The organism is Mucilaginibacter sp. 320_HR (assembly GCF_059691875.1).
On sequence record NZ_JCAWAI010000004.1, the window covers coordinates 80,894 to 105,519 of the forward strand.

The 24,626-nt window shown below is 45.4% G+C and carries 9 protein-coding genes; all 9 read left to right on the forward strand.

Annotated elements, in window-relative coordinates:
• Nucleotides 1-244: 244 nt before the first annotated feature.
• The 9 genes from AC59GT_RS14910 (at nucleotide 245) to AC59GT_RS14950 (ending at nucleotide 24,607) form a co-directional block, all read left to right on the forward strand.
• Nucleotides 245-5,638 (forward strand): cadherin-like beta sandwich domain-containing protein, encoded by a 5,394-nt coding sequence (locus tag AC59GT_RS14910; protein ID WP_497238367.1) that lies wholly within the window; start codon nucleotides 245-247, stop codon nucleotides 5,636-5,638.
• A gap of 54 nt (nucleotides 5,639-5,692) precedes the next feature.
• Nucleotides 5,693-6,085: a hypothetical protein gene (locus tag AC59GT_RS14915; RefSeq protein ID WP_497238368.1), complete on the forward strand. Its 393-nt coding sequence runs from the start codon at nucleotides 5,693-5,695 to the stop codon at nucleotides 6,083-6,085.
• Nucleotides 6,086-6,204: 119 nt separating this feature from the next.
• The gene (locus AC59GT_RS14920; RefSeq protein WP_497238369.1) at nucleotides 6,205-7,053 is read left to right on the forward strand and encodes a metallophosphoesterase family protein; all 849 of its coding nucleotides are present in this window, start codon (nucleotides 6,205-6,207) and stop codon (nucleotides 7,051-7,053) included.
• 480 nt (nucleotides 7,054-7,533) lie between these two features.
• Nucleotides 7,534-8,796 (forward strand): AGE family epimerase/isomerase, encoded by a 1,263-nt coding sequence (locus tag AC59GT_RS14925; protein ID WP_497238370.1) that lies wholly within the window; start codon nucleotides 7,534-7,536, stop codon nucleotides 8,794-8,796.
• 28 nt (nucleotides 8,797-8,824) lie between these two features.
• Nucleotides 8,825-11,326, forward strand: coding sequence for a glycoside hydrolase family 9 protein (locus AC59GT_RS14930; RefSeq protein ID WP_497238371.1), 2,502 nt, complete (start codon nucleotides 8,825-8,827; stop codon nucleotides 11,324-11,326).
• A gap of 172 nt (nucleotides 11,327-11,498) precedes the next feature.
• Nucleotides 11,499-15,611, forward strand: coding sequence for a two-component regulator propeller domain-containing protein (locus AC59GT_RS14935; RefSeq protein WP_497238372.1), 4,113 nt, complete (start codon nucleotides 11,499-11,501; stop codon nucleotides 15,609-15,611).
• A gap of 404 nt (nucleotides 15,612-16,015) precedes the next feature.
• Nucleotides 16,016-19,141: a SusC/RagA family TonB-linked outer membrane protein gene (locus AC59GT_RS14940; protein WP_497238373.1), complete on the forward strand. Its 3,126-nt coding sequence runs from the start codon at nucleotides 16,016-16,018 to the stop codon at nucleotides 19,139-19,141.
• Between the two features lie 23 nt (nucleotides 19,142-19,164).
• On the forward strand, nucleotides 19,165-20,892 hold the full coding sequence (locus tag AC59GT_RS14945; protein ID WP_497238374.1) for a RagB/SusD family nutrient uptake outer membrane protein: 1,728 nt from the start codon (nucleotides 19,165-19,167) through the stop codon (nucleotides 20,890-20,892).
• 172 nt (nucleotides 20,893-21,064) lie between these two features.
• A complete protein-coding gene (locus AC59GT_RS14950) occupies nucleotides 21,065-24,607 on the forward strand; it encodes a VCBS repeat-containing protein (RefSeq protein WP_497238375.1) in 3,543 nt (1,180 codons plus the stop codon).
• Nucleotides 24,608-24,626: the final 19 nt, after the last annotated feature.

Sequence of the window (24,626 nt, forward strand, 5' to 3'; positions counted from 1 at the left end):
CATTAACCTGAATTACCTCAGGAAAATTATTATTTTTGAAGTTGAATACGCTGATTAACAGCCTTACTCATATAGGTAAGGTGTGCGTCGGCTATTGAATGACCTAACTGCAGGCGAATGCCCCATAACCCCGCAGTTAACAAAAATTAAGTAATTGCCTTAGTATAGCAAGGTAAGCTGATGCTTTAAATAGCTGATGTTTTGGTTTGTACTAAATGGAATGTAGCACCCGCCCGGTTTATAAATGAAGAAACTTTTACGTTCATTATTCCTGATCTTTTCTTCAGCCGTCTGTTTTGCGCAGGCGCCAAATATAATCTATCCTGCGGGTCCAAAAGTATATATGCTTGGCAGGGCAATAAGTAACCTGTCACCGAACAACTCAGGTGGTGCAGTACCGGCTACCGTATACGGCCAGGTGTCGGCTTTTGCTGGTTCACCAAACAGTGCGGGTTCTATGAATGCCACTGGCAACCTGGCTAAGTTTAACCAGCCGTATGGGATTGCACGAGACTCAAAAGGAAACACCTACGTTGCAGATTATGGCAACAACCTCATCCGCAAAATAACAACCGCGGGTGCTGTCACCACTTTCGTTCCCGCCGCCGCAGGCCTCTTAAATCCTACCGGCTTAGCAGTAGACGCTGCAGATAACATATACATAGCTGATGCAGGCAACAACCTGATCAGAAAGGTTACGCCCGCAGGTGCGGTGAGTACATTTGCCGGTGAGGGAAGCTTTGGTTATGATGAAGGTCCGGCTGCGCTGGCAACATTTGCTTTTCCTGCCGGAGTAGCTGTCGACGCTGCTGGCAATGTATACGTGGCAGACCTGAATAATAATGCTCTCCGTAAAATATCCAACGGAATAGTAACTACACTTACTGGTAAGGCCGGGCAAGGTTTTATTAACGGTACATTAGCCGAGGCAAAGTTTAACCACCCATTCGGTATCACCATCAGCTCCTCCGGAGATATCTTTGTAGCCGATCAGGCTAATAACGCCATCCGTAAAATATCAGGGACGCAGGTAACAACTCCGGCTGGTAACGGAAGTGCCGGAGCTGATAACGGTTCAGGATTGACTGCCAGCTTTTCGGCTCCGCAAGCACTCACAACAGATGCAGCAGGCAATGTTTACGTTGCCGATGCCGGTAATAATCTTATTCGCAAAGTTACACCTTCAGGTAATGTAACAACCCTTGCGGGACAAGCCGGCGAATACGGGTCAGATAACCTGGTGGGTACACAGGCTACTTTCTGGTACCCGGACGGTATAGTTGCAGATGGTCTTGGCAACGTTTACGTAGCGGATCAAGGCTCACACATCATTCGTAAAGTGGCTGCAGCAGGCTACACCATTAACCCCGGGCTGCCGGCAGGTTTAAGCCTCGATGGAACCACTGGCATTATTAGCGGCACCCCTACAGAGCTTAGCCCTGCAACTAATTACACTGTAGTCGCCTACAATGCAAAAGGTAGCAGCACAGCAATTGTAAACCTTGAAGTGAGGGAAATAACCAGCGACGCTACGCTGAGCAGCCTTACAGTAGATGCCGGGCCGTTAAGCCCTGCGTTTAATCCGTTAAAAAGGAATTATGCCATAGCAGTTCCTAGTACCACGGGTACCATCAGGGTAACGGCTGTAACTACAGATGCTACTGCAAAGGTAAAGGTCAACGGCATTTTGCAGGCAAGTGGCGCACAATCCGGCAGTATAGCTTTGAACACAGGCGGTAACACCATTTCAGTTGACGTTGTTGACAAGAATGGCATAACGTTGTTAACGTACAAGGTACTGGTGAACAAGGCACAACCCCCAGTGCCACAAGCGCCGGTTATCAGCTATCAAACGCCGCAGGTGTATAGTTTAGGCGCGCCTATCAGCCCTTTATCGCCTGTTAATACCGGTGGCGCTGTGCCTGCCAACCGTTTTGCTGAGGTAACCACTTTTGCTGACGGCCTTAACGGACCGACAGGAGTTGCAACAGATGCTGCAGGAAACGTTTATGTATCAGACTACGGTAATAACCAAATCGTAAAAATCACTCCGGCTGGCGTAAAGTCGGTTTTCGCGCCATCATCAGAGGGTTTTATCGGTTCCTGGAGCCTGAGTACTGATGTTTTCGGTAATGTATACGTTGCGGATACCGGGAACAACCTGATCCGTAAAATTACAAGTGCGGGGCTGGTAAGTATATACGCGGGTACAAGTGAATACGATTATGTGGACGGACCTGCTGCCGGAGCAAAGTTCAGGACGCCATATAGTACCACCACAGATGCTTTGGGAAATGTGTATGTAGCCGATGGTGATAATGATGTAATCCGTAAAATTGACATCAACGGAGACGTTACTACATACGCAGGCAACAATGTAACAGGCCTTTTAAACGGCCCTGCTTCGTCTGCAAAGTTTGATGATCCTATTGGTGCAGCAAGCGACGCGGCAGGTAACGTATACATAGCAGACAAAGGTAACAACGTTATACGCCTGGTAACTAAGAATGGTGTTGTAAGTACTTATGCCGGGAGCGGGGCAGAGGATGTTGACGACCTTAATGGCACATCAGCCGCTTTCTTCAGGCCACATGGTGTTACAGTGGATGCATTGGGCAATGTATATGTTGCTGATTCTTATAATAGTAAAATACGAAAAATTGCACCTTCCCGAGATGTTACTACACTGGCCGGTAATGGATATTATGGCCTGGAAGATGGTATAGGGACCGAAACGAATTTTAACTTACCCATGGGGGTGGTTGCTGACCGGTTTGGGCACTTGTATGTGGCAGACCAGGGGAACGGCGCTATCAGGAAAATAGACATTACAGGCTACCAAATAAGCCCCGCCTTGCCTGCCGGGTTGGTGTTCGATGCCAAAACGGGCACCATCAGCGGCACCCCAACTGCCCTGAGCCCTGCAAAAAGCTACACCATTACTGCTTACAATACAGGTGGCAGCAGCAAAGCAACACTTAGTATAACTGTATTGGAGCATTCATCAGAGGCTAAACTAAGCTCTCTGGTTCCAAGTCCGCTTTTTGATTTTACCCCGGTGTTTGACCCCACCACAGCAGTTTACGCAGGTTCCACTTCAGCCGCTTCTATTACGTTGACGCCAACCGCCATAAGCGCTCAGGCAAAAATAAAGGTGCAGGGTAAAGCTGTTGCAAATGCTACTCCGTCCGGGCCTATTGCTCTCGCTGCCGGCCTAAATGTAATTAAGGTAGCGGTGACTGCTGACGATGGCATCACAACAAAAGAATATACCGTTAACGTCACCCGTACGCTGCCATCCTCCAACTCAGCTTTAGCAGCATTAACCACCAGCACAGGAACGTTAAGCCCGTCTTTTGATGCTGCTACAACACAATATTCTGTAACTGTTGCTAATACCACAACAGCAATCAAATTTACGCCAACAACCAGTGACACCAAGGCAACCGTAACAGTCGCTGGCGTGTTGGTAAACAGTGGTACGGCCTCGCAAAATATTAATTTGAGTGTGGGCGATAACGTGATAAATGTTGTTGTTACTGCGGAAAACGGCAGTACAACCACTTACGAGGTTACCGTAACAAGGGCCAAATCCTCCAATGCCGATCTTTCTGCACTAGAGCTTAGCACCGGGAGTTTAGATCCTGCTTTTACGTCGGGAACCACAGGTTACAGCGCAACTGTACTAAATAACATTACATCAATAAGCGTTACCCCAACCGCGGCTAATAACAACGCCACCATTAAGGTAAATGGCGATCCTGTTGCAAGCGGTTCAGCGTCGCAAAATATCCCATTAGAAGTCGGGCCAAACAACATTGTGGTAGAAGTAACCGCGCAGGATGGTACAACCATTAAAAACTACACCGTTACGATGACGCGTGAAAAGTCGTCCAATGCCGATCTTGCTGGTATAACCCTAAGTGACGGTAGCTTAAGTCCTTCATTTTCCGCGGGTATAATAACTTACACAGCCGGAGTATCTAATACCATCAGCGGTATAACTATAACAGCGCCTGCTGCAGCCGCCACATCAACCATTACAATAAACGGTACCACGGTTCCATCGGGGTCTCCTTCAGGGATCATCCCGCTTGTTGTTGGTGATAACCCTGTTGCTATAGTTGTAATAGCCGAAAATGGTACTCAGAAAACTTATGCGGTGACGGTCACCCGGGAAGCCTCCGGGAATGCCAACTTAATCAACCTTGCATTAAGTAATGGTACGCTCAATCCTGTGTTTAATGGCTCCATAATAAGCTATACAGCTACTGTAGCTAATGTGGTAACGGGTATAAACGTCACGCCGACGGCTGCGGACGCCAACGCTGGTATAACAGTTAATGGCAGCGTGGTAGCCAATGGTACGCCATCCTCAAACCTGCCGTTAGTTGATGGGACAAATACTATAACAATTGTAGTAACTGCTATAAACGGGGCAACCAAAACCTATACGGTAACCGTTACCAGGCTCAAATCGTCCAACGCGGACCTGACCGGCCTTAGTATTACTGCCGGCACGCTTACCCCGGTATTTTCATCCGGAGTGACAGCGTATTTTGTAGATGTGCCAAATACTACTGTAAGCACCACAGTTACAGCCACCACGAGTGATCCCGGCGCCACAATGGAGGCACTTCAATTGCCGCTTACCAGTGGTGTTCCGTCGGGGCCAATTGCGTTATCTCCGGGTAATAACAATGTAGATGTTATTGTTACCGCTGCAGATGGTACCACAAAAACATATAAAGTAGTAATCAGGCGTGCGTTTAGCAGCAATGCTAACCTCAGCAACCTGAAACTTAGCGCGGGGATACTCTCGCCGTCATTCTCAGCCACAGAGGTAGATTACCAGGTTGTTGTACTTAACGCCGTTGACAGGATCAGGGTAACACCAACCTTAGCCGACGCAAATTCGGTTGTAAGTGTAAACGGGTCAACAGTAAACAGCGGCTCAGCATCCGGCGACATCCTGCTAAACGAAGGCAACAATACTATCCTGGTGCTGGTAAAAGCCGCCGACGGAACCGAAAAGACATATAGCATACATGTAGTGCGCGAACTACGGCCACCATCGACTAACGCCAGCCTTGTGTCGCTTACGCCAAGCGAGGGTGCACTTAGTCCGTTATTTAACACCAATGGATTGTCTTACCAGGTGTTGGTGAAAAATGATGTGAGCACCATCAACTTAACGCCTGTAACCAGTAATCAGCTTGCTACAGTAACCGTAAACGGTGTGCCGGTTGCAAGCGGCAGTGCATCACAGGATATAGTACTTACTGATGGCGAAAACCAAATATTTGTTGTGGTTATAGCCGAAGATGGTAAAAGCAGGAAAACCTACTTGGTGACGGTAACAAGGGGTGCACTGGCCATGGTGCTGCCAAATGCATTTACGCCAAATGGTGATGGTTTTAACGATACCTGGAAGCTGGCAAAAATTGAACTCTACCCAAATTGTACGGTAAGAATTTACAACCGTGCGGGGCAGCAGGTGTTTTTATCAACAGGCTACAGTATACCATGGGACGGCACCTATAATGGTAAACTGCTGCAGCCAGGCGTATACTACTATGTTATAGACCTGAAGCAAGGGCAGGGCATACGGTCAGGGTCGGTGACTATTATCAGGTAGATCAAGTTAGATCTATTGCAAGACGCACGATGCTTTTTTAAATATCATGAGTAGATGAAAGTAATAGATTTTTTAATACTATACTTAACGGAATGGTTCGAAGACAGACAGGAACAGCTTAGTTGGAGTACAGCAACAGAGCGTGCCATTTATGCAATCGGATTGGTGTCCGTATTATGGTTAGTTTCATTAATAGAAATTATCGACTTCTTTATAACTGGTAGGCATGATAGAGGCATTCCCATGATACCAGGCGTAATAGTTGGTTTGCTCTTGATGGCTTTATACAAGTATATTTATGTAACTAAAGGCAGATTAGAAAATGTTAGAAGCCATAATAAACTGATGTCCAATTTAAGTGATCGTAAAGGAAAAACAATATCGATTGTCTTTGTCTTATTTTCATTTGCTCTTCCATTTATAACATTGGCAGTTATAGCTTGGTAAATAAATGCCTTGTTAGTTTGAGTTGTCGTATATCTACCAAGCCATGTTTGTTGAACGCAAACGTTAACTCTCAACTTACACAAGCCTAACACGGCTCAGCTATTTTTACCAAAAAACTCATGAGCTCACGCAGGAACTTTATTGCAACAACCTTTACCGCAGCGGCTGGCCTCACTCTTTTGCCGGCTGTAAATAGTTTTGCAAACATTGGTACTAGTTATCGCCGTAATGGCAGTGCGAAACCAAAGCTGCGGTTCGCGCTTGCGTCGGACATCCATTACGGGCAACCGGGTACACCTTTCGAAGAGAACACTGCTAATATGGTAAAGTGGCTGAATGCAGATCATGCTGCAAATCACCTGGATATGGTGATTGTAAATGGCGACCTGGTACACGATCGTACCGATTTACTGCCGGTAATAAAATCTAAACACCTGGACAAGTTCAGCGTGCCTTACCATACCATTCCCGGCAACCACGACCGTGCCGATGCGCAGCTATGGAAAAGCGTATTTGGTTATGAGGACCGTTACACGGTAGAGCATGGCGATATCGCCTTTGTGCTGGCCAACACTGCCGATACACAAGGTAAATATGTTTGCCCGGATAACACCTTTATTAAAGCATCACTGGAGAAATTCAGGTCGAAAAAGCTGGTTTTTGTAATCCTGCATATTCCGCCGGTAATGTGGTTAAAAGATGATGTTTTTGTAGACTGTCCGGAGACCATGGAATTGCTGCACGGCTATCCAAATGTTAAGGCCACTTTCCACGGCCACGATCACCTGCTGGACGGCGTTCGCTACACCGGTAACAAGTTTCCGCACTTTTTTGATTCGCACATTGGCGGCAACTGGGGCACCGATTATAAAGGCTACCGCATAGTAGAAGTGGATGAAAATTACCAGGTTTACACGTACCAGGTAAACGCCAGCCAGAACCCTAAGCTGAATAGCAACAAGCTCTAATAAATTTACCTTAACTCCAGGATTAAGTGTTTCGGTTGGGAATACTCCTTTAGGTTGTATCAATTATACTGCATTAGTAATCAATAGTTTATGAATTATTGCTGATGTTTCGGAGTGTTTCGCTTTCAATGTTTTTGATTTATAAAGCGCTGATTTTCAAACCTAAGTTGTTTCAAACGCCTGTTTAGTGTTTCACCTGTTTCAAGCGAAACAGCAACACTCGATGCAGTGGTCTTAGCCACCGGGATAGTTTAGCATTAACATATTTTCCATCCTTTTTAACATACGTGTTACCCGCTACCCGTCATTTACAATAATTTTATCCTGCCTTTATTATGAACAAAATGCTGCAACCTGCCTGCATCTTAATAAACCTATTCTTTGCCTATGAGGTCGAATTTTATAAAAAGTGTAGTGTTGCTGTGTGCTTTTTGGTGTGGCGAAGGTCACGCCCAAACCCGCGCGCAAATATCAACTCAGATGAAACATTCCATGGTAGATGAATTGCTTAAGCCATGGTACCCTAAAGCAGTTGATACACTATACGGCGGATTCCTGAGCAGCTTCAGCTACGATTTTAAACCTGTAGGTAACCAGGACAAGATGATAGTGACCCAGGCTCGTCATGTATGGAGCAACAGCAAGGCGGCAGAACAGTTTCCCAAAGTAAAATACTATGCAGAAGGCGCAAAACATGGTTTTCTATTCTTAAAGAATGTACTTTGGGATAAGCAGTACTGCGGTTTTTATACCTTTACAGACAGGCAGGGCAATTCAAAACAAGGCAGCTTTGCGTCTAAGGAAGCTTACGGAAACTCTTTTGCCCTGTATGCGCTAGCGGCTTATTATCATCAATCGCATGATACGGCTGCCCTTAATCTGGCTAAACGTTCTTTCGCCTGGTTGGAGCAGCACAGCCATGACCCGGTTAACAAAGGCTACTTCCAGCACATGGAGCGCGACGGCACCCCAATAAGACGGCCGGCAGGTATCCGCCCGAATGCGGAGACCGGTTACAAGGACCAGAACACATCCATTCACTTGCTGGAGTCTTTCACAGAGCTGTACCAGGTATGGCCCGACCCTCTTTTACGTACCCGTTTGCAGGAGATGCTTGATTTGCTAAAAACAAAGATTATCCACCCAAAAGGCTACCTGCAGCTTTTCTTCCAGGATGACTGGACACCCGTTAGTAACCGCGATTCATCAGAGGCGGCTATCCGTAAATACAGCAGCATAGACCATGTGTCCTTTGGACATGATGTAGAGACCGCTTACCTTATGTTGGAAGCTACCGAAGTACTCGGTAACAAACACGACACCGCAGTGCTTAACCTCGGTAAAAAAATGCTTGATCACGCGCTGGATAACGGCTGGGACAGTAAAATAGGCGGCTTTTACGATGAAGGTTATTACTTTAAAGACAAGTCCGGCATCACCATATTAGCAGACACTAAGAATTGGTGGGCACAGGCAGAAGGGCTTAACACCTTGTTGCTGATGAGTAGGTATTTTCCGAACGACAAGCATCAATACTATGGCAAGTTTGTACAGCTTTGGCAATACACGCAAACCTACCTGATTGACCACGAGCACGGCGACTGGTACCAAGGTGGCTTGGATAAGCAACCGCAGTACAAAATGGCCCTAAAAGGGCAAATATGGAAAGGTACGTATCATACCTTACGGGCGCTGATGAACTGCATAGCTCAGCTGGATGCCAAACCAACCCACAAGAAATAACTAATTAACGTAGCTTTTACAACTATATATGTATACAAAAAGAATTTTGGCTGCTGCCTGTTTAACGTTCCTAATAGGCGCATCGCAGGTAAAGGCCCAGGTAAAAAAGAATGCCGGCGGCATGGTGCTCAACAACCTTGAATACCTGGAATACCAGGGTGTTAACGTGATGCTGGCTCATGACTTTTATCCAGAAGGCCATCAGGGTGGGGTAGGCATCATCCAAAACGGGCAGCGTACAGCTACCAACGGAGACCTACGTCTGGAACCTACGCCCGGGCAATGGTCGCCAATACCAAAAGTAGGTAAACGGGTAATAGACAAAGCTAAGGGCGAAGTAAGCGTGCGTATGGAGTACCCTAATCCGGAAATCAACCGTAAGGGCTTCAACCCAATCATCTATCCTGATCTTAATTTCGCTTATACCATCCGAGTACAGCCGGTAGGTAAAGCTTTTAAGATTATTATCGATTTGGACAAAGCCTTGCCTGATGACTGGATAGGCAGGGTGGGGTTTAACATAGAGCTGTTCCCCGGCATACTGTTCGGCAAGTCCTTTTATATGGATAAGCAGTTCGGCATATTTCCGCAACAGGCAAACGGCCAGATGTATAAGAGCAAATACGGCGAGAATGAAGTAACGCCAATTGCCACAGGTAAAAAGCTAACGATTGCGCCAGAGTCTGACGCTCAGCGCATGGTCATTGAAAACCTGAAAGACAGCAACCTGCAACTGCTGGACGGCCGTGCGAAGCACAATAACGGCTGGTTTGTGGTACGTTCGCTCATTGCAAAAGGCGCTGTAAAGAATGCTATAGAGTGGCTGGTAACGCCAAATGCCGTTGAAGGCTGGCAATCGTCGCCTGTGGTACAGGTGTCGCAGGTGGGTTATCATCCGCTGCAGCAAAAAATGGCGGTGATAGAACTGGACAAGCATGATAAACGCCGTTTAACGGCATCACTGCTTCGGGTGAATGAAAACGGCGGGTTCGAGACTGTGATAAAAGCTGCACCTGCAGATTGGGGCGACTTCCTGCGTTACCATTACCTGCGGCTGGATTTCACCAGCATTACCAGGCCAGGGATGTATGTGGTTAAATATGGCAGCTATCAAACAGAACCGTTCCAGATCAGCAAAAATGTATTTACTACTGATGTTTGGCAACCCACGCTGGAGTACTTTTTGCCCGCCCAGATGTGCCACATGCGCGTGAACGAAAAGTACCGCGTATGGCACGGCCTCTGCCACATGGATGATGCACGTATGGCACCTACAGATTCCAATCACTTTGACGGCTATATACAGGGGCATAGTACGCTAACCAAGTACAAGCCGGGTGACAATGTTCCTTATCTTAACCGTGGCGCATGGCATGACGCGGGAGACTTCGACTTGAGGGTAGAGTCGCAGGCAGAAACCGTTCATGGGCTTTCGCTGGCTTATGAGCAGTTCAAGATAGATTATGATAACACAACCATCGATCAGACTAACCATCTGGTAGAAATACAACAACCTGATGGTAAGCCGGATATTTTGCAGCAAATTGAGCATGGTTTGTTGTCCATAACGGGCGGCTACCAGGCGATGGGTAGGTTTTACCGGGGCATTATAGAGCCAACCATAAGGCAATACGTACTGCTTGGCGATGCCGCAAACCTAACAGATAACAAACCTTACATAACTAACGCAAAGAATACTGACCCCATCCTTAACACGCCAGCTCCTGCAGATGACCGGTGGGTGTTTACAGAAGATAACCCATCGCGCGCCATACAAACTGCTGTGGCGCTGGCCGCCGCAAGCCGGGTAATGAAGGGCTACAACGATACTTTGTCCGCGCAGTGCATGCAAATAGCACAGCAGGTTTGGAAGGATAACAGCAGCGCTAATGCATCGCGCCGGATACCATTAGCTGTTGAGTTATACATCACCACAAAAGATAAGCATTATTCAGATTTCCTTGTAGCCAATACGGCAGTTATAGCTCAGGGGATTGATTATAACGGTTGGATGGTGAGCCGTACCATTAACCTGATAGATGACGCTAATTATAAACGTACCATTACTGATGGTGTCAGGAAGCTTTACACCAAAATTCAGCAGCAAGGGGAGAAGACGCCTTACGGTGTGCCATACGAACCAAGCATTTGGGGTGCAGGCTGGGGTATTCAAAACTTTGGGTACAAGCAATACTTCTTGTACACCAATTTTCCGGATATCTTTACAGATAACTATATGCTGCACTCTATCAACTTCATACTCGGCTGTCATCCGGGATCAAATACTTCATCATTCGCTTCGGGTGTAGGTGCCCGATCCATGACAACTGCTTATGGTTTTAACCGTGCAGATTGGTCGTACATCCCGGGTGGGGTGGCCTCTGGTACAGCGCTTATTCGGCCGGATTTTCCTGAGCTTCTAAAATGGCCTTACCTATGGCAACAAGGGGAGTATGTTCTGGGAGGCGGAACCTCTGATTATCTTTTCCTAATTATGGCGGCAGATAATTTGCTTAACAAGAAAAAATAGGTGTCGTTTCATAACTTGTATTTCTGATAATGTAAACAATTATTAATGTTGCATTTACATTTATTAGTATATTAGGGTCGCGGTTTGATACACCATCCCCTGCATCAACCGCGGCCAATTACAAACTATGCGATTTAAATTTTCCTTGTTGCTTGTGCTTTTTTTTGTTGCAATGCAGTGTTTGCACGCTCAGGAAGACACGTACCAGTTCTCGCATCTGGATATTACCAACGGCCTGTCAGATAACCAGGTAAACTGCATTTTTAAAGATCAGAAAGGTTTTATGTGGTTTGGCACCACATCGGGGCTTAATAGGTATGACGGGCACAAGTTCAAAGTATTTAAACGTGATAGTCGCAATCCTAATTCTCTTCGGGAAAATCATGTAATGCACGTTAACGAAGGCCCGGGCAACAAGTTATGGGTTTTTACGCACAGCAGCATAAGTGTTTATGACCCGGTAACGGAAAGCTTTTCAGATGTTTCGCGGGAAGCAACAAAATATAAAATACCAACAACTCAAATAGTAAAAGTACAAAAAGACAACTACGGCCGTTTTTGGTTTCTTACCGCAAAACAAGGTGTTTATTGCTACCAGCCGCAAAATAACAACACCGTACATTACGGTACTGATACCAGGCAGGAGGTAACACTACACTCAGACCATGTGATGGATGTTGTTGTAAGTCAGCCGTACAGACTATGGCTTATTTACAATGACGGCTTTATAGAGCAGCTGGATACACGCGAACATAAGGTGTTGCGGAGTTTTGACGGTGTTTTTAAAACCAATAAGGCACCGTTACGCAACTACACTATGGTGATGGATAGCAGGGAAAACCTTTGGGTGTGTTCTGATGCCGGCGCTATTGGTGCTTTTATGTACAACACAAAGGCCAATACCATGGTGCACTTCAGCAAAGATGCCGCCGGGTACCGGCTGAATGCAAACGTTATAACCAGTGTGATAGAAGCTGATGATAATAAGATCTGGATAGGCTCTGATCATGGCGGTATTAATGTTATCGATCCCGTCACTTTAAAAATATCTTACATTCTCAGTAAGCCTTCAGACTCAAAATCAATCAGCGGGAACAGTTTATATCTTTATAAAGACAACACCGGCATCATATGGGCAGGTACCTTTAAGCAAGGTATAAACTATTATCACAGCGGCATTATGCAGTTCCCGCTGTATAAGCATTCTACATCTGATCCAAAGAGCCTCCCTTTTGAGGATATAAACAGCTTTGAAGAGGATGCTAAACAGAATTTATGGATAGGAACCAACGGCAACGGGCTGCTATACTTTAACAGGGCTACAAACACGTACACACGCTTCAAACACGATCCGCAAAACAGCAACAGCTTGTCTAATGACATTGTGGTGCGCTTGTTTATAGACAAAGACCAAAAGCTTTGGATAGGTACATACTTTGGCGGATTGGACTGCTATGACGGTAAAACATTTACGCATTACAGGCACAACGAAAAAGATCCATCAACAATAACCGACGACCGCGTTTACAGCATACTGCAGGATGCCGCAGGAGATATATGGGTGGGTACGTTTATGGGTGGTTTGAACGTGTTAGACCGTAAGACAAATACCTTCAAGCATCCCAGGTATCCGATGGTGTCTGACTATACCGCGGTTATCTACGAAGATCGGGATAAAAATAAATGGATTGGTCGAGATAAAGGCATTGATGTAATAGAGTACAAAACCGGGAAGGTAAGGCATTATACATCTAAGCCTAAAAACCTGAACAGCTTGGTAGGTAATGATGTAAACACGATAATGCAGGACCGCCAGGGGCTTATGTGGATAGGAACTAAAGACGGCTTGAGCATACTGGATACCAAAACCAACCACTTTCTTAACATAGAGGAAGGTATTAACCTGCCTGCTAATAATGTTTCGAACATAATTGAAGATAAGGAGGGTAAAATGTGGGTGAGTACCACCAACGGTTTATCCAGTATAGTACTTACTTCCGTTGGCGGTAAGTATAAAGTAAACATTAATAATTATAACGAATTAGATGGCCTGCAAGGCCGGGCTTTCAATTTGTATGCTGCTATGCGGCTAAAAAGCGGGGAACTTGTTTTTGGCGGAATAAACGGTTTCAACATATTTGATCCGGCTGTGGTAAGTACCTATAAAGCTAACCCGAATATACTATTTACTGATCTGAACTTGTTCAACAAAACCGTAGCTGTGGGCGACTCGGTAAACGGCAAGGTAGTACTGAAAAAAGCGTTATCAGAAATTCAAGAACTGACACTAGGGCATGATCAAAATGTGTTTGATATTGAATTTGCCACATGCGATTACTTTAACCCCGCAAAAATAAAGTACGAGTACAAACTGGAGGGCTTTGACAACCGCTGGACGGTTGCCGGTCCGGAAAAAAAAGCAACCTACACCAACCTGGACGCTGGTGATTACGTGTTTAAAGTACGTGCACAAAACGATGATGATGAGGAGGTATCACTTAAAATTACAGTGCTTCCTCCATTTTTTAAATCGCCGTTGGCTTACACCTGCTATTTTGCACTGCTGGTAGGTATACTGTTGTTCAGCAGGCACCGTGGCATATTAAAGCTCAAGCGCGAATTTGAAGCGACACAGGCAAAAGCAGAAGCCGAACGCAAAATTGCACAAGAACGCGAAGAAGCACGCCGCATGCATCAGCTTGACCTGATGAAGATAAAATTCTTTACCAACGTAAGCCACGAGTTTCGCACGCCGCTGTCACTCATCCTTTCGCCGATTGACAATCTTATCAAGGTAACGGAAAAGCCTGAGCAGCAAAATCAGTTGCTCACCATAAAACGCAACGGCAAACGCCTGCTTAACCTGGTAAACCAGCTTTTAGACTTCCGTAAAATGGAGTATAACGAATTGAAGCTTTCCTTGAAGAAGGGCGACATTATCCAGTTTGTACGGGAGGTGTCATCGTCGTTTAAAGATGTAGCCCAGCAAAAGCAGATACAGTTTCTGGTAGAAAGTGAGGTTTGCGCTTATATAACCGACTTTGATCATGATAAAATAGAACGTATACTTTTCAACTTGCTGTCAAACGCATTTAAGTTTACACCATCGGGCGGACACGTAAGTGTTATGATAAGCATGAGCAACAACCCTGATGGAAAATCAGGAAAAAACTTGCTGGAGATAAAAGTAATTGATACAGGTATTGGCGTAGCCAAAGAGAACCAAGAAAGAATATTCGAACGCTTTTTTCAGGACGATATGCCCGAAAACCTGCTTAATCAAGGCAGCGGTATCGGGCTTTCTATAACCCGGGAATTTGTGAAAATGCAGGGCGGAAGTATCGAACTCGAGAGCGAACCGGATTACGGAAGCTGTTTTACTGTTTCGCTGCCGGTGGGAGTGAAGTATGACGAACAGCAGGAGCAAATTGAAGTGACGGAGCAAGAAGTTATTTTACCTGAAACAATCGAGGCGGAGCCGGCAGGGCCCGGCTCGGCTAAAAAGCCTACCATTCTTTTGATTGAGGATAATGATGACCTGCGCTTTTACCTGAAAGACAACCTGAAAAACAGTTTTCACATTATAGAAGCGGTAAACGGTAAAGATGGCTGGCAAAAAGCGCTTGCGTTACACCCTAAACTGATTGTAAGTGATGTAAGCATGCCTGAGATGACGGGTGTTGAGCTTTGCAGGAAATTAAAAGGCGACAGCCGTACAAACGGTATACCGGTAATATTGCTTACGGCTATGAGCACCGAGGAGGACCAGCTTAGCGGACTGGAAAGCGGTGCCAACGATTACATTGTTAAGCCGTTTAACTTCGAGATATTGTTATCCAAGATTCAGAACCTTTTGCGGATGCAAAAAACCATGAAGCAAACGTATCAGAAACAACGAGACGTCAATGCAAAGGATATTAAAGTTGTATCTGAAGACGAGAAGTTCCTGAAAGCGGCGCTGGATTACATTGAGCAAAATATTACTAATATCAATTTCTCGGTAGAGGAACTAAGCAGGCATCTCAATTTGAGCCGTGTGTCGTTGTATAAAAAACTGCTAACCTTAACAGGCAAAACACCGGTAGATTGCATACGTACAATTAGGCTTAAGCGTGCAGTACAATTACTTGAGAAAAGCAAGCTCAGCATAGCCAGCGTAGCATACGAGGTGGGCTTCAACAATGCCGCCTATTTTTCAAAGGTCTTCCGCGAAGAGTATGGTGTGTTGCCTTCAGAATACATTAACAGCTTACGTGAAAAAGACAAGACTATAGAGCCGGTATAGCAAGCTATTAACGCAATAATCATCAGCTTACAAACAACAGAAAAGCCGCCTTTACAGGGCGGCTTTTCTGTTGTAAAAGGCGCCAAACTTTTTAAAGTACATTTTTTGGTAACAAAGTCCTGTGTACTGCTTTTGGTAACTCAGTTGCTAAGCTGTTGCATTAAAAGCGGGTTTAAAGCTATTCAGGGCCGCTTTTTACGTGCTTAACATTTGTTATATAAACGTTAACAATTGTGGTATATAACCATTTTTTGCTGTGATACTTTTATGCTGACGTTAAAGCCATCCAACACCTTTATTGTCAACAACCAATTTCAAAACTTAATACCAATTAATGTATGATCAAAAAACTACAAATTAAAAATGTTGTGGTGCTTATCGGTCTCAGCCTATCATTTTGCTTGATGAGTTTAGCCGGGTATGCGCAATCACGGCAGATCACTGGTGTGATATCCTCTACGGACGCTGGTCCGGTGGTGGGTGCCAGTGTAAAAGTAAAAGGCACAAGCACCGGCGTAACAACCGATGTAAACGGTGCTTACAAACTAAATGTACCAGCAGGAGCGAGCACCCTGGTGGTAACTTACCTGGGCTATGCTAGCCAGGAGATAGCTCTTGGTGCAGGAAGTGTTTACAGTGCTACCCTGGTGCCTAACATCAGCAACCTTAATGAGGTTGCAGTTGTATCGGTAGGTTACGGTACAGCACGCAAAAAGGACCTTACAGGGTCAATCAGTTCGGTAAGCTCAGAAACCTTGAATAAGGTTCCGGCTCCGTCCCTGGAAGTTGCTTTACAGGGTCGTGCGTCTGGTGTTCAGGTGCAGGCAAATGACGGTGCTCCCGGCGGTAACACTTCTATCCTCATTCGTGGTGTGGGTAGCTTGGCCAGCGGCGGTAACAACCCGTTATATGTAGTAGATGGCTACCCTCTTGAAGGTGGTATCAATAATTTCAACACAAACGACATCGCATCTATCGACATTTTGAAGGATGCGTCAGCAACGGCTATATACGGTGTACGTGGTGCAAATGGTGTTGTTATTATAACCACTAAAAAGGGCAGGAAAGATGGCGTGCAAGTATCATTAGATGCTTACAATTCATTTCAGGCGCAACCTAAAAAGTATGATTTACTTAACGCGCAGGAGTGGGCTACATTGGCGAACCAGGTAGCCGACGCTGATCCTAACTTTGTGGAGTTACCTATCTGGCGTAACCCGCAATCGCTTACAACAGCAGATTGGCAGGATGCATTATACCGTACAGGCCGTACTCAAAACTACAGCCTTGCTATACGTGGCGGTAGTGACAAGGTTCAGTCCGCTACATCTGTAGGTTACTATGATCAGAAAGGTATTGTACTTGGTTCTTATTTTAAAAGAGTAACCGTTGGCCTTAACCTTGACTATCAGGCAACATCATGGCTTAAATCATCAACCAGCGCCAAGTATACCTATCAAACATCAAACAACCCTTACGGAACCGGTTCTTTAGGTAACTTAACCCAATTAATTCCTACGCTTGATGGTGGTAACAGCGCTACCAGCCAAATTAAAGATGCAAATGGCAATTATGGTTTCTACAATCCGGACAATACTTATACTGCCAAGTATAACAACCCGGTTTACAACATAGAGACCAACGAATATGAGAACATTGGTAACAACCTGCTTACCACTTCATCTTTAGAGGCTACAATATTACCCGGCTTGCGAATCAAGACTAACGCGGGCGTTCGTTTAAACACTTATTCAGGTTCTTTCTTTCAGCCTGAAGACACCCGTATACAGCAGCAATACCCTGCAGCTGTTCCAACAAACGCTTTGTACAGCCAGCGTCAGAACAATACATTTGAGTGGCTTTGGGAAAACACCTTAGCTTATGACAAAACATTCGGCGCTCACAAAATCAGCTTTGTTGGCGGTGTTTCTCAGCAGAGCACCTCATTTACAGCAAATGGTGCCAGTGGTATACCAAAAAATAGCGTAATCCGTGATCTGGCGCAGCTAAGTAACCTGCAGTTTGATGTTGATGGTAACGGTAAAACCATCACAACATTGGCATCGCAATTCGCAAGGCTTACCTATACCTTCCTGGACAGGTACTCAATCAACGGTACCGTACGTAGAGACGGTTCATCAAAGTTTGATGAGGGTCATCAGTATGGCGTGTTCCCGGTAGCAGGCCTTACATGGAGGGCTAAAGAAGAGTCGTTCCTTAAAAACGCGAGCTGGATCAGCGATTTAAAGTTCCGCGGTAGCTACGGTAAAACAGGTAACCAGGGCCCTATAGCTCCTTTTAGGTACCAGGCACTATATTCAACCGGTTTACCAGCTGCAAGCAGCGGCAACCTTGGTTATCCATTTAATAAATTGTACCAGGGCGGTATTGCGCAGATACAACCTGCCAACCCTGACCTTCGCTGGGAAACAGATTACCAAACAGATATAGGTATGGATGCGTCATTCCTTAACGGTGATCTTAACTTCACAGTAGATTGGTTTAAGCGTACATCAAAAGACTTCCTTTTAAACATTGCTGCTCCTGCTCAGTCTGGTTACACCTCATTCACCAAGAACGTAGGTAGCATGGAGAACAAGGGCTTTGAGTTTGCTGTTAATTACAATCACAGCGTTAAAGATTTCCGTTACGGTTTAGGTTTGACACTGTCTGTTATCAAGAACAAATTAACGAGCATTACATCAGGTACCGATTTTGTGACCAACTTTGGTGGCCTCGCGCTTACCGGACCAGGATGGGCTGACAATACTTTTACCAAAACTTACATTGGCAGACCAGTTGGGGAGTTTTATGGCTACAAAACAAATGGCATAATACAATCTCAAGCTCAAATAGATGCACTTAATGCTGCTGCTGCCGCTAAGTTCCCGGCAAATCCGTTTTACTATCAATCTGCAACATCTGCTGGCGACCGTTATTTTGTTGATACAAATGGCGATGGCCACGTAACAGTTGACGATCAGGTGAGCCTCGGTAGCCCGCTTCCAAAGTTCTTTGGTGGATTTAACCTTGATTTAAGCTACAAGTCGTTTGACTTCAACGCTTACTTCTATGGTATGTACGGTAACAAAATACTTAACTATCAGGAAAGCTCACTGGAGAGTTTCCAAAACCGCGGTTTCGTAGGAGTGGAGAACGTTAGTCGCCAATATGCTCAAAACCATTGGTCGCCAACTAACCCATCTAACAGGTACACCCGTGTTACCTATAGTGATGCGCTTATCCTAAGCAACGTTCCGTCTGATGTTTGGGTGGAGAACGGCAGCTTCTTAAAATTAAAGAACGTTACCGTGGGCTATACCTTGCCAACAGCACTGATTAACAAAGCATCCCTTTCTAAAGTAAGGTTCTATTTATCAACTCAAAACCTCTTCACAATAACAAAATACACCGGTCTTGATCCGGAAATTGGTATACAGGGTGGTAACGCTACACAAAACGGCATTGACAATGGTACTTACCCGGGCTCAAGGTTCTTCACAGTGGGCTTAAATGTTACTCTTAAATAATAACGCTTTAAAAAATTAATGATATGAAAATGAAGAGAAAAGCGATTACATTATTAGCGTTATCGGCAGCCTTAATGTCTCCGCTGGCGTGTAAAAAAGACTTTTTATCGCAAACGAACAGGTTTAAATCATCTGCTCAGGCCACCTTCCAAAAACCCGGAGATGTGGTTGCATTGGTGAACAGTATATATGACGGCTATCAGAACAGTGACCTGTTAAAAAAATGTATCTGGTATTATGCAAACTTCCAAACGCACGACTTTTACAACTACGGAGCTGACGTGGCATGGAACAACTACCAGATTAACTCAAGCTTTGGAGCTTTATCCGTATTCTGGAATAATGCATACATAAGCATCGCACGCGCAAACTCAGCGTTTGATATTATTGCTGACGCAAAAGCGAGAGGCATACTTACATCTGCCCTTGCAGATCGTTTAACAGGCGAGGCTTACTTCCTGCGCGGTATGACTTATTATTATCTTGCCGGTTCATTCGGCGGTGTACCATTGGAGCTTAAGTCTGTTACAGATGGTTTAACTCCACGTTCATCTCAGGATGATGTATTTAAACAGGTTGTAGCAGATATGAAGCAGGCAGAAACATTGTTGTTATCAAAAACAACTTTGCCTGCTGCCGATTTAGGTCGCGCTACAAAAGGCGCAGCTTACGCATACGAGGGCGCTGCACAAATGTGGCTAAAAGATTACGCAGCCGCGCTTACAGCTTTTAACAACCCTGAACTTACCAGCAACTACCATTTGCTTCCCAATTTTGTTGATGTTCATGAATTTGACCATCAGAATAACGACGAGTCACTATTCGAAATCCAGTTTGAAGTATCCGGCTCACAAAGCTGGGATGGTGGCTGGCAAAATGGTGGCGAAGTTGCCTGGATAGATGACTTTAGCTGGCCGGAAGAGATATCAAACTTCGGTTATGATTATGCTAATCCTGGATTGTGGTATTCTTACCAGGCTGGAGACAAACGCAAAGCCGTAACCATTATAGGTCCCGGCGATGAGGTTAAAAGCCCGGGCATTATTGCTAAATGGGGTGGCATAAAGGGCTACCCTGCGGTAATTGCTGGTTTTGCTGCTGGTAACGACCGTTATAAAGCTGATAATGGTTCCATCATCAACACTAACGGTACGCTTACCCGTCCATGGTATGGAGTGTCTGACCAATTACGTTCTGGCTACTATTGTGCAAAGAAATGGCGCGATCCGCAGCTTACAGGTGGTACTGGCAACCAAGTAATTTTTGGTTCACAAAATCAGATATTAATGCGTTACGCGGAGGTGTTGCTGAGCCGTGCCGAATGTAAAGTACGCACCGGTGATGTTGCTGGTGCAATGGCCGATCTGAAAATTGTTAGAGATCGTGCTTTTGGTGGAACTGCTCCTGCTGTAATGCAGGACGGTGCCAGGTTTGACGGAACGCCTGCCGCTCCTATAACAGATCCTTTACAAATGGTGTTAAGCGAGTACAGGCACGAGCTTACCGGCGAATACTCTGTATTTTACGACCTTCGCCGCGCAGGCCCGGGTGTAGCTTCGGCTTTCATCAAAAACGCTTATGGTACTGATGCTACTACTACCCCTCAGCCATACCCGTTTGGCCCGACAGCTGATGGTAAAGCACACGGTGTTTACCGTACTACTTTACCGGAAGGTCGCGACTTGCTGCCTATTCCGCAACAAGCTATCGGCCTAAACCCTAACTTAACGCAAAATCCTGCATATCAATAATGATTGGTTTATAAGTTGATGCATAAGAGGTCTCCCCCTTGGGGAGGCCTTTTTGTGTTTTTCCGTTGCGTGTGTTTTGTCAGTTTAAAAGCTGATATTGTAAGAGCTATAGAACCTGAATATGAAGTTTTTCTACAATGCGTTTTTTCTTTTTTTGATTATATCCTGTTTTTTGTCCTGCAAAAAAAAGAGCCAGTTTGAACGTGTTTCTTCGTTTCATTCCGGAGTAGATTTTAATAACGAGATTACAGAAAATGATTCCATTAACCCGCTGGACGTGGTCAACATATACAATGGCGGCGGCGTTGGTGTGGGCGATTTTAATAATGATGGCCTGCAAGACCTGTATTTTTCAGGTAATATGGTGCCCAACAAATTGTACCTGAACAAAGGTGATCTTAAATTTAACGATGTTACTAACGAGGCTGGTGTTGGCGGTAGTGGACGCTGGGGCAGAGGAGTATCGATAGTTGACATTAATAATGATGGACTTGCAGATATCTACGTTAGCAATACAATTTACAAAGACTCTACAAGGCGCCACAACTTCCTGTACATCAATAAAGGTGTAGATAAGGACGGCGTGCCGCAGTTTAAAGATATGGCCATAGAATACGGCCTGCATGCCGGTACCGAATCTACCATGGCAAGCTTTTTTGATTATGATAATGACGGGGACCTGGATATGTACCTTGTGGTAAACAATGCCAGCTCCTCTTATAACCCTAATGTATTTGGGCCTGCAAGCGCTCGTATGCCGCACTTTAAAACAGGTAAGCTATATCGTAACGATTGGGATAGTAAGCTTCAACATCCTGTTTTTCATGATGTTTCTGTACAGGCTGGTGTAACTATTCCGGGCTTTGGGCACTCGGCATCAACGGTAGACATTAACAGCGACGGTTGGAAAGACATCTACGTAGCGGATGACTTCATTTCTAACAACATCCTGTATATCAACAATCATGACGGTACGTTTACTGACCGTTCAAAAGAGTATTTTAAACATACATCTTTGAATGCAATGGGTCAGGACATTGTAGATATCAACAATGACGGGTTTGCGGATGTCATTGAGTTAGATATGAATCCTGAGGATAACTATCGCAAAAAGATGATGCTGATGCCAAATAGCTATCAAACGTATCAGAATTTCGAGCAGTTCAACTATCAATACCAATACGTTCGCAATACACTTCAGCTGAACCGTGGACCACGGCCGGGAGTGGACGGCAAACCTGGTACGCCGGTATTCAGCGACATTGGTTTTTTAAGCGGTATAGCACAAACCGACTGGAGCTGGACACCCGTGGTGGCCGATTTTAACAACGATGGCTATAGAGACGTGATCATAACCAACGGCTTCCCAAGGGATGTGTCTGACCGGGACTTCATGACCTATCGACAGGAAGCTTATGCAGTAGCATCTAAGGAAATGGTGCTCAAACAGATACCTGAAATTAAGATACACAACTACGCTTACCAGAATAACGGTGACCTTACCTTTAAAGATGTAAGTACCGACTGGGGTTTAGAGACGCCTACCTTTTCCAACGGGGCGGTGTATGCCGATCTGGATAACGATGGCGCGCTGGATATGGTCGTTAATAATGTGAACGATAAAGCATCTATTTACCGGAATACAGCCAGAGATGATGACGAAAATCTGCAAAAATCACACTTTTTGCAAGTCTTCTTCAAAGGCGATAGCCAGAACATAAATGGACTGGGTACTTTGGTAAATATTTACTACGATCATGGCAAGCAACAGTTCTACGAGAACAATCCTTACCGCGGTTATTTGTCGACCGACCAGGTAGTCGGCCATTTTGGATTGGGGCAGGTGAGCATGATGGACTCTGTTTTGATAAGGTGGCCAAACGGTAAGAAGCAAAAGCTCGTCAACGTAAAAGCAGACCAGCGGCTGAAGGTTGATATTGCCAACGCATCTACAAATTATGTACCTACGCCGAATTTGCAAGTAGCAACAGGGCTGTTTAAAGATGTGACAGATTCTGTAGGCGTTCACTATTCCAGTAAAGATGCGTCAACCATAGATTTTAATATACAAAAGCTGTTGCCGCACAAGCTGTCGGAATACAGCCCCGCAATTGCCGTGGGAGACGTTAACGCCGACGGGTTAGACGATATGATAGTAGGTGGCAGCACTTACAACCAGGCACAGGTGTTCTTTCAGCAGGCTGATGGTAAGTTTAGGCAGCGCGATCTGCTGCCTAATGCACCGGAGCCAACCTTAAACTTTAAGGATGGCGGTATATTGTTGTTTGATGCCAACGGCGATGGCAAGCCCGACCTATACTGTGCAAGCTCAGGGTACGAGGCGCCTGCAGGCAGCCCTATATACCAGGACAGGCTTTACCTTAACGATGGTAGAGGGAACTTTACACTAAGTACAAACGCCTTACCGGTTAACCTAGGCAGTAAGTTGTGCGTACGCGCGGTGGATTATAACAAAGATGGTAAGTTGGATCTGTTCATCTCTGGCCGTGTAAAGCCATGGGAGTACCCTAAGCCGGTATCAAGCATTATACTACGGAATGACAGCCAGAACGGTCAGCCTAAGTTTACCGATGTTACGGCGCAGATTGCACCCGCTCTGCAGAATGTTGGTTTGGTATGCGACGCGTTGTTCACTGATTTTGATAATGATGGATGGCAGGACCTTATGGTTGCCGGTGAATGGATGCCGGTCACCTTCCTGAAGAACGATCATGGTAAATATGTAAATGTCACCGCAAACACCGGTATCAGCAACAACCTGGGCTGGTGGAACTCCATAGTAGCCGGCGATTTTCGCCATACCGGCAGGGTGGACTACATTGTAGGCAATACCGGCCAAAACACTATCTTACAGGCAAGTGACCAATATCCTGTATATATTACCGCCAAGGATTTCGACAACAGCCATACCTACAGTGCTGTACCATCAACCTTTTTTAAAGACAAGGATGGCAAAATGAAAGAGTTCCCGGTACAGGGTCGTGATGATATGCTGAAGCAAATGATCAGCATGAAAAAGAAATACACCAATTACAAGTCGTACGCTATCGCAACTATGCAGGACATCTTCACGCCGGAACAGTTGAAAGGTGCCCTGCGCCTAAAGGTGAACATGCAAAAAAGCTGCTTTGTACGTAACGATGGCGGCGGCAAGTTTACCATGATACCCCTGCCTATAGAAGCACAGGTGTCTGTAGTAAATGGTATGGAAACAGGCGATTTTGACGGCGACGGCAACCTGGATTTGGTAATAAACGGTAACGATTATGGTACTGACGTGGCTATTGGCCGGTACGATGCCATGAATGGCCTGGTGCTGAAAGGCGATGGCAAAGGCGGCTTTAAACCGCTGAGTATATTGCAAAGCGGCATTTATATACCGGGTAATGGTAAAGCATTAGCTAAACTGCGCGACGGCAAGGGACATGAACTGCTCGCTGCAACTCAAAACCACGACTGGACAAAGGTATTTAAGCTAAACCGGACGGCAGCTACCGTGGATGTTAAGCCGGATGATGCTTACGCCCTTATCCGGTACAAAAACGGCCGGACAGACAAGCAGGAGCTGTATTTTGGTTCATCGTTCCTTTCGCAATCTGCAAGGTTTGTAAGCCTAGGTGCAGATGTAAGTTCGGTTGATGTTGTAGATAATAAAGGCGCTAAACGGAGTATAGATATCTCAAAGAAGAAGTAATAACCAATTAAATAAAAGC

What these genes read in the sequence shown, in the direction of transcription:
- AC59GT_RS14910 (WP_497238367.1), top strand. Translation starts at nt 245, where the DNA reads ATGAAGAAACTTTTACGTTCATTATTCCTGATCTTTTCTTCAGCCGTC.
- AC59GT_RS14915 (WP_497238368.1), top strand. Translation starts at nt 5,693, where the DNA reads ATGAAAGTAATAGATTTTTTAATACTATACTTAACGGAATGGTTCGAA.
- AC59GT_RS14920 (WP_497238369.1), top strand. Translation starts at nt 6,205, where the DNA reads ATGAGCTCACGCAGGAACTTTATTGCAACAACCTTTACCGCAGCGGCT.
- AC59GT_RS14925 (WP_497238370.1), top strand. Translation starts at nt 7,534, where the DNA reads ATGAAACATTCCATGGTAGATGAATTGCTTAAGCCATGGTACCCTAAA.
- AC59GT_RS14930 (WP_497238371.1), top strand. Translation starts at nt 8,825, where the DNA reads ATGTATACAAAAAGAATTTTGGCTGCTGCCTGTTTAACGTTCCTAATA.
- AC59GT_RS14935 (WP_497238372.1), top strand. Translation starts at nt 11,499, where the DNA reads ATGCAGTGTTTGCACGCTCAGGAAGACACGTACCAGTTCTCGCATCTG.
- AC59GT_RS14940 (WP_497238373.1), top strand. Translation starts at nt 16,016, where the DNA reads ATGAGTTTAGCCGGGTATGCGCAATCACGGCAGATCACTGGTGTGATA.
- AC59GT_RS14945 (WP_497238374.1), top strand. Translation starts at nt 19,165, where the DNA reads ATGAAAATGAAGAGAAAAGCGATTACATTATTAGCGTTATCGGCAGCC.